General features: G+C 76.2%; 1 protein-coding gene. It reads right to left on the reverse strand.

All coding sequences use genetic code 11. The features are described from left to right. Positions 1-3,622 (reverse strand): type I polyketide synthase (locus ACWEVN_RS47050; protein ID WP_452055602.1); only part of this gene is annotated, 3,622 nt, incomplete at its 3' end. Positions 3,623-3,789 lie beyond the last annotated feature (167 nt).

Genomic DNA, 3,789 nt, shown 5'->3' on the forward strand with positions numbered 1-3,789 from the left:
GCTGAGCACCCCGGCCCCACACCGGCGCGCCGTCGGGCGAGCCCGGGTCCTGCAGGAACACCAGTTTCGCGCCGTCGCAGCGCTCGTCGAGCAGCCAGCGCTGCACGAGGTCCAGCACGGCCGGCAGTTCGTGCGCGGTGGTGAGCACGACCGGCGGGACGACCTCCGGCAGCTCCGTGCCGATCACCGTCCACTCCCGGTCGGTGCCGTCGCCTACCGGGGCGGGCGTCCATTCCACGCGGTAGAGCTCCGCGGCCGCCTTCGTCTCGGCGGCCGGCCGCAGCAGCAGCGACTCGACGCCGCCGAGCGGGGTGCCGGCGGTGTCGTAGAGGGCGATTTCGACGCCGGTGGCGGCCGAGCCGGACAGCCGGGCCCGCACCGCACCCGGCAGGGGCGAGGTGACCCGCAGGCCGCCGAAGGAGAACGGGAGCAGCAGCTCGGTGCCGTCGAGGACCAGGGCGTGCAGCACCGCGTCGAGCACCGCGGGGTGGGCGGTGAACTCGCCTTCGGCGGGCAGTTCCACCTCGACGTACCGGTCGTCGCCGTCGCGCCACAGCGCGGTGAGGCCCTGGAACGCCGGTCCGTACTCGTAGCCGCGTTCGGCGAGCCGCGCGTAGGCGCCGTCGAGGTCGACCGGCTCCGCTCCGACGGGCGGCCAGACCGGCAGGGGAGTGCTGGGTGCCCGCTCCGGGCTCACCGCGCCGGTGGCGTGCCGCGTCCACGGCCCGTCGCCGAGTCGCGTGTGGACGGTCAGCGGCCGCCGGCCGTGGTCGTCCGCGCGGCCGAGGCCGACCTGGACCTCGACCGCGCCGGACGCGGGCAGCACCAGCGGCGCTTCGAGCGTCAGGTCCTCGACGCTTCCGCCGTCCGCCGCTTCCAGGGCCAGTTCGGCGAACCCGGTGCCGGGGAACAGGACCGTGCCGCGGACGGCGTGCCCGGCCAGCCACGGCAGCGAGGTCAGCGAGAGCCGCCCGGTGGCCACGGAACCGTCGCCGTCGGCGACCGGGGTGGGGGCGCCGAGCAGGCCGCCGGAGTTGCCGGTGAGCCAGTAGCGCTGCCGGTCGAACGCCGAGGTCGGGACGTCCGGGTGGCGGGTGACCGGGCCGAGCAGCCGCGGCCAGTCCACGGTCGCGCCCCGGACGTGCGCCGCGGCGAGGGCCAGCAGGAAACGGCGGCGTCCGCCTTCCCCGCGGCGCAGGGTGCCGACGGCGGTGCCGTCGATGCCGGCGTCGGTCAGGATCTCCTGCACCGCGCCGGCGAGGATGGGGTGCGGGCTGACCTCGACGAACAGCGGCCGCCGGTAGCCGGCGAAGGCGCGGACGGCCGCGTCGAACCGCACCGGCTCGGCCAGGTTGCGGTACCAGTAGCCCGGGGTGAGTTCCGAGCCCGGCAGGAAGCCGCCGGTGCAGGAGGAGCAGATCGTGGTCGCGGTGTCGGCCGGCGCCAGCGCGCCGATCTCGGCGATCAGGGCGTCGCGGACCGCCTCGACGTGCGGGGTGTGCGCCGCGTACGCCACCGGGGTGCGCCGGATCTGGACGTCGGCGCAGGCGGAGGCGAACTCCTCGATGGCGGCCAGTTCGCCGCCGACGACGGTGCCGGCCGGGCCGTTGTCGACGGCCGGCCACAGCCGCCCGGCCCACGGCTCCAGGCGTTCCCGCACCTGCGCCACGGGCAGGCCGACGGCGAGGATGCCGCCGGTGCCGTCGAGCTCGGCGGTGAGGAGCCGGCTCCGGACGGCGATGATCCGGGCGGCGTCGGCCAGCGGCAGGGCCCCGGCGACGACGGCCGCGGCCAGCTCGCCTTGGGAGTGGCCGACCACCGCGGCCGGAGCGACCCCGGCGGCCTGCCACAGTCCGGCGAGGGCGACCATGACGGCGAACAGCACCGGCTGCACGACCTCGGTCCCCTCCAGGTCCGGCGCGCCGCCGGCGCCGGTGAGCACGTCGAGCACGGACCAGCCGGTGTGCGGGCGCAGGGCCTCGGCGGCGTCGGTGAGCAGCCGGGCGAAGTCCGGGTCGGCGGCGAGCAGTTCGGCGGCCATGCCGGGCCATTGGGCGCCCTGGCCGGGGAAGACGAACACCGGCCGGACGTCGCCGGCCGCGGTACCGGTGACGAGCGCGGGGTGCGGGGCGCCCTCGGCCAGAGCGGCGAGGGCGGCGACGAGTTCGGCCCGGTCCTCGGCGACGACGACCGCGCGGCAGGAGCCGGGACGCCGGCGGGCGAGGATCGCGGCGGTGGCGGTGAGGTCCTGGTCGGCCGCGGTTTCGGCGTAGGTCCGCAGCCGGGCGGCGTGGGCGCGCAGGGCGGTGCCGGTGTGGGCGTGCAGGGACCAGACGAGCGGCCCGGCGGGCGCCGGCGCGGACTCTTCGGCGGGCACCGATTCCAGCACGACGTGCGCGTTGGTCCCGCTGATCCCGAAGCTCGACACCGCGGCCCGCCGCGGGCGGCCGTGCTCGGGCCACGCCCGGGCCGCCGACAGCACCTCGACCCGGCCGCTCGCCCAGTCGACGTGCGGGCTCGGCACCTCGGCGTGCAGGGTGCGCGGGATCGTCTCGTGCCGCAGGGCCTCGACCATCTTGATCACCCCGGCGACCCCGGCCGCGGCCTGGGTGTGGCCGATGTTCGACTTCAGCGACCCGAGCCACAGCGGCGTTTCGCGGTCCTGCCCGTAGGTGGCCAGCAGGGCGTGCGCTTCGATCGGGTCGCCCAGGGCCGTCCCGGTGCCGTGCGCCTCGACCACGTCGACATCCTTTGTGGACAGTCCCGAGGCGTGCAGCGCGCGGCGGATGACCTGTTGCTGGGCCTGGCCGTTGGGCGCGGTGAGACCGTTGCTGGCCCCGTCGGAGCCGGTCGCGCCGCCGCGCAGCAGGGCCAGCACCGGGTGGCCGTGGCGGCGGGCGTCGGACAGCCGCTCCAGCACCAGCATCCCCGCGCCTTCGGCGAACGCCGTGCCGTCGGCGTCGGCGGAGAACGCCTTCGCGCGGCCGTCGGCGGAAAGGCCGTTCTGGCGTGTGAAGTCCACGAGGTTGCCGGGGGCGGCCATCACCGTGACGCCGCCGGCGAGGGCGAGCGAGCAGTCGCCGCGGTGCAGGGCGTCGGCGGCCAGCTGGATCGCGACCAGCGACGACGAGCACGCCGTGTCGACGGTGAGCGCCGGCCCGCGCAGGCCGTAGGTGTAGGCGATCCGGCCGGAGGCGACACTCGGGGAGGTGCCGGTCAGGCGGTGGCCGTCGACGAGCCCGGTCGGCTCGTGCAGCCGCGGGCCGTAGTCCATGGCCATCGCGCCGACGAACACGCCGGTGTCGGTCCCGGCCAGGGCGTCCGGCTCGAGCCCGGCGCGCTCGATCGCCTCGTGGCTGATCTCCAGGAGGACGCGCTGCTGCGGGTCCATGGCCAGGGCTTCGCGGGGGCTCAGGCCGAAGAACGCCGGGTCGAACCGGTCGGCGTCGTGGAGGAACCCGCCGAACCGGGTGGCGCACGAGCCGGGGCCGGTGTCGCCGAGGAGCGTGTCGAGGTCCCAGCCGCGGTTCGCGGGCAGCTCGGTGACGGCCTCGCCGCCCGCGGAGACCAGGTCCCACAGCTCGGCCGGCGAGGTGATGCCGCCGGGAAAGCGGCAGCCCATGGCGACGATCGCGATCGGCTCTTCCTGACCCAGGTCTGCCGCAGCTGGTCGTGAGTGGTAATTCGGGTTAGAACCGCCCAATACCAACACGAACCCCCCCCGCCCGGGGGGCCCCGGCCCCCGGGGGGGTAATTGCCCGGGGGGGTGGCTAACAGGCGGAGTTGATG

The organism is Amycolatopsis sp. NPDC003861 (assembly GCF_053605405.1).